This window comes from Pseudomonas sp. NFACC24-1, assembly GCF_900115235.1.
Taxonomy (GTDB): Bacteria; Pseudomonadota; Gammaproteobacteria; order Pseudomonadales; family Pseudomonadaceae; genus Aquipseudomonas; species Aquipseudomonas fluorescens_AA.
In genome coordinates this window covers 1-3,640 of record NZ_FOVS01000075.1, presented here as the reverse complement: position 1 = coordinate 3,640, position 3,640 = coordinate 1, and the positions used below count along the sequence as shown (strand labels likewise).

General features: G+C 49.5%; 2 protein-coding genes and 1 pseudogene. All 3 read left to right on the top strand.

Features of this window, described 5'->3' with window-relative positions; all coding sequences use genetic code 11:
* Nucleotides 1–538: pseudogene (locus tag BM317_RS29505) on the top strand (type IV secretion protein Rhs); the annotation flags it as partial.
* On the top strand, nucleotides 535–930 hold the full coding sequence (locus tag BM317_RS29500; RefSeq protein WP_092177011.1) for a hypothetical protein: 396 nt from the start codon (nucleotides 535–537) through the stop codon (nucleotides 928–930). The pseudogene BM317_RS29505 and the gene BM317_RS29500, both read left to right, overlap by 4 nt.
* Before the next feature lie 1,333 nt (nucleotides 931–2,263).
* Entirely contained in the window at nucleotides 2,264–3,385 is a 1,122-nt protein-coding gene (fic, locus tag BM317_RS29495; protein WP_092477202.1) for a protein adenylyltransferase Fic, read from the top strand.
* The last annotated feature ends 255 nt before the right edge of the window (nucleotides 3,386–3,640 follow it).

Below are 3,640 nucleotides of genomic sequence, written 5' to 3'. Positions count from 1 at the left end.
CCCGACGGGGTGGGTGGATCCGTTGGGGTTGGTGGATTGCCCGGGGAAGGGTGGGTGTCGGCCGGCGGTTGGGGGGCAGGATCCGGCGGGGAAGGCAGCTGTTAGTCAAACGGAACCTAAGCTACCTACTCCTAAAAAAGAAGAGGATTTTTTGTATCGCGGTGATGAGCGAGATCCAGAAGATGTTTTTGAAAGTGGTTTTAAAAGTAAAGGTAAAAGCAAGAATCTGTTTTTACACTCTATGGATAGTGATTGGCCTCCTAGCTATTATATTAGTACCTCTTATTCAAGGGAGGTAGGGAAGAAATTTGCTACCGGTGACTACACAAGAATAGGGTATTTGTACACGTTGCAAAAAATTCCAGGGCATGACCTGGCAAAGGAGTTGGGAGCTGCATACTTGTTCGGAGCAGAAAAAGAGATTGCGATTCCAGATCGAATAAGTAATGAAGATGTGCTTGGTGCAACCTTGATACTTGATAATGGGAAGGAATTTGGTTATTCCATACCTAATCCTAATAGGAGGATAAAAAAATGATTTCTAAGGTTGAGGTGCATGTATCAAGAGGAGGAAAAAAAGAAATTGCCTGTCTCGTATGTGATTCTAACAAAATTGCAATCACTTTCAGTGCGACAGATGGTGTTGACAGAACTTATGTAGGTAGTAATTTTTATAAGTGCTTTGCGAGTCTTCGACGAGACAATCCAGATGTCACCTTTTTTTGTAAAGGTGCCAAGAAAAATGTTTATCCATCTGGCATGTCGGCGCAGATGTCGCTTGGGCTAAAAGCATATGAGTTGAGTATGGGTTTAACTCCAACGCTCGATGATATTGTATCTATATTTGAATATGATGATTGTAACTTGGCAGTCGATCCGAATGAGCAGGAAGTTTTTTTTAAGGAGTGGGTTGAATCTCGCTTGGCATAGCTATAAGTATGACATGGCAATTCTTTTTTCAGAAATAAGTCTTGCTTGGCAAGGCTTATTTGTGCGGGTCGGTAGAATAAATTCAGGAAGAGTGCTTACGGGCGAGCGATTTCGTGGTGATCTTAAATATGTCCACTATATTCATATTGCAAAAGGCCCATCTTGGAGGAAAGTCAAGCCTATAGCGATTGTATGGGTTGCATATCGTGACTTCTACAATCCCCCAAAGAAAGACTCCCAACCACATTGATGAAATCCATGCGCAATTGGCGAGTGTTATGTTGGCATTCTGCTGCCCCTGCGGATCATTGCTCAAGTGGTTTATGGCAGATTGGACTTGAAGTAAGCAGTAAAAATCTAAAGCCAAATTTGTTATTGGTAGTGAGTATCCGTCTCCTAAACCCTTGAAGGGTAGAAGGCAATAAATTGCTATGCATCCTGAAATTATTAATCCTGAGGCTAGCAGGCGTGGGCTCCACTTGTGCTCTTTATCGTGTGTCTTTAGCTGGTGGTCTATTTTTATAAGTAGTGAGTATATAAAAAATAGCCCGAACAGGGTTCGTGTAAAAGGAAGGATTTTCGCGTTTGTTGTGGCTTGGTATGTCTTCCAGTTTTTGTATATCCAATAGAGTAGGTAGTATCCAAGGGTCAACCAGAACATAAGAAATAATTTGTTCTTTGATACTATTTGGAAAATTGGTTTGGTCTTGGTGAGAGACTGTTGGGTCGTATAAGGTGTTTCTTTTGAGTTGATGGTCATATTTAGGCCCTTTGATTGATTGGCTTATGGTGTTGGCATGGAGCGGGCGAGCAGCTGCCGTAATCGTTCAGGCAGGCCCGGAATCCTGCAGCATCGTTTCCCACTTCCGTCCGTTTCTGGCCCATGGTCAACGTCATCAACGAACCATTGACGTTGCCCAAAGCATGGATTTTGTCGAGCACACGCATACAGGCTTCTCGCGGCGCAGAGGGACGCGCGAGACTTTGCCGCGGATGACCGGGAAAATAAGTCAGGTAAAGAAGCGGTTGGTGTAGGGCAATCTTCAATTAACCCAGCGCACCAGCATGCGCCGAAAATCCCTTGTGAGAGCGAGCCTGCCCGCGATGGCTGTGGATCAGTAGCATTGTCGCTGAGGGATGCATTGTCATGTCGCTAAAAAGCCATTTCGACGACACGTTCCATCCTCATGTCGTCGCCAGCGACATGAGAGCGGAACGTGTCGCAGAAATTGAAAAACAGCGACACGTTATGCCCTCATGTTTACACTGACGACACGAGAAGGCGCCTGACCAAGCGCCCTCGCCCCTTATCTAAAGGATCAGGATCGCCCCCATGACCGCAGCTCCTCACGTCTGGCAGGCCGATAAACCGTATAACCAATTACCGCCCCTGCCTCCGGCAACCGAACTGGAAACCCGTGCAGTACTCAAGCGCTGTATCGAGGCGCGCACGGCCTTGGCTGAACTGAAGCAGGCAGCCGAACTGATCCCCAACCAAACGGTGTTGATCAACACCATCCCCTTGCTGGAAGCCAAGGACAGTTCCGAGATCGAAAGCATCGTGACCACTACGGACTTGCTCTTTCAGCATGCCCAGGAGCGTGACGGCCATGCCGATCCGGCGACCAAGGAAGCCCTGCGCTATCGCAAAGCGCTACACCACGGCTTCCTGTCGCTGACCGAACGTCCATTATCCACGGGCACGGCAGTCGAGATCTGCCGCACGCTCAAGGGTGTGAACATGGACATTCGACGCGTACCGGGCACCCAGTTGGCCAACGACCGTACCGGCGAGATTATCTACACCCCACCGGACGGCGAAGATCATTTACGTGATCTGCTCGCCAACTGGGAGCGTTTCCTGCACAACGAGACGGACCTGGACCCGCTGGTGCGTATGGCCGTTGGGCATTACCAGTTCGAGGCGATTCACCCGTTCACCGATGGCAATGGCCGTACCGGGCGGGTGCTTAATACGCTGTACCTGATTCAGGAGGGGCTGCTGAACCTACCAATCCTCTATCTCAGCCGTTACATCATTGCCCGCCGAGCCGACTACTACCGCCTCCTGCTCGATGTCACTCGTGAACAGGCATGGGAGCCTTGGCTGCTCTACATGCTCAGCGCCGTGGAAGAAACCGCTCGCTGGACCTGCGCCAAAATCGCCGCCATCCGCAGCCTGTCTGAACACACTACCCAATTCGTTCGTGAACGTTTGCCGAAAATCTATTCCCGTGAATTGGTGGATGTGATCTTCGAACAACCGTACTGCCGCATCCACAATGTCGTCGAGAAACAAATTGCCGGGCGCCAGGCTGCTTCTCGCTACCTCAAAGACCTCGCCGACATTGGTGTTCTGCGAGAAGCGCAGGTCGGCAAGGAAAAGCTCTTTATCCACCCAAAACTGATGCAACTGCTGGCACGGGATAATAATGAGTTCAAGCCTTACGGCTGACCTTCTCAGCGGATATTGTTGAGGTGAGGTAATAAGGGCGCGCACTTGCCCCAGGTATGAAAAAAGGTCTTGCACAGCAAGGCCTTTTTTGTGCCCGAGCGTTCGGAATCAGCCCCATCAAAAACAACTGACCCACCGCCATAGCAGGCATTTAACACCCTCCACTGTGGGAGATTCTATGGTGCAGGGCTACCCCCTAAATGCCTTTCGGTAAGTATTCGCTCTGGTTCTTCAGCAGGGCGAATACCACTCGGG

Coding starts and splice junctions, on each gene's coding strand:
- fic (WP_092477202.1), top strand. CDS start 2,264: ATGACCGCAGCTCCTCACGTCTGGCAGGCCGATAAACCGTATAACCAA.
- BM317_RS29500 (WP_092177011.1), top strand. CDS start 535: ATGATTTCTAAGGTTGAGGTGCATGTATCAAGAGGAGGAAAAAAAGAA.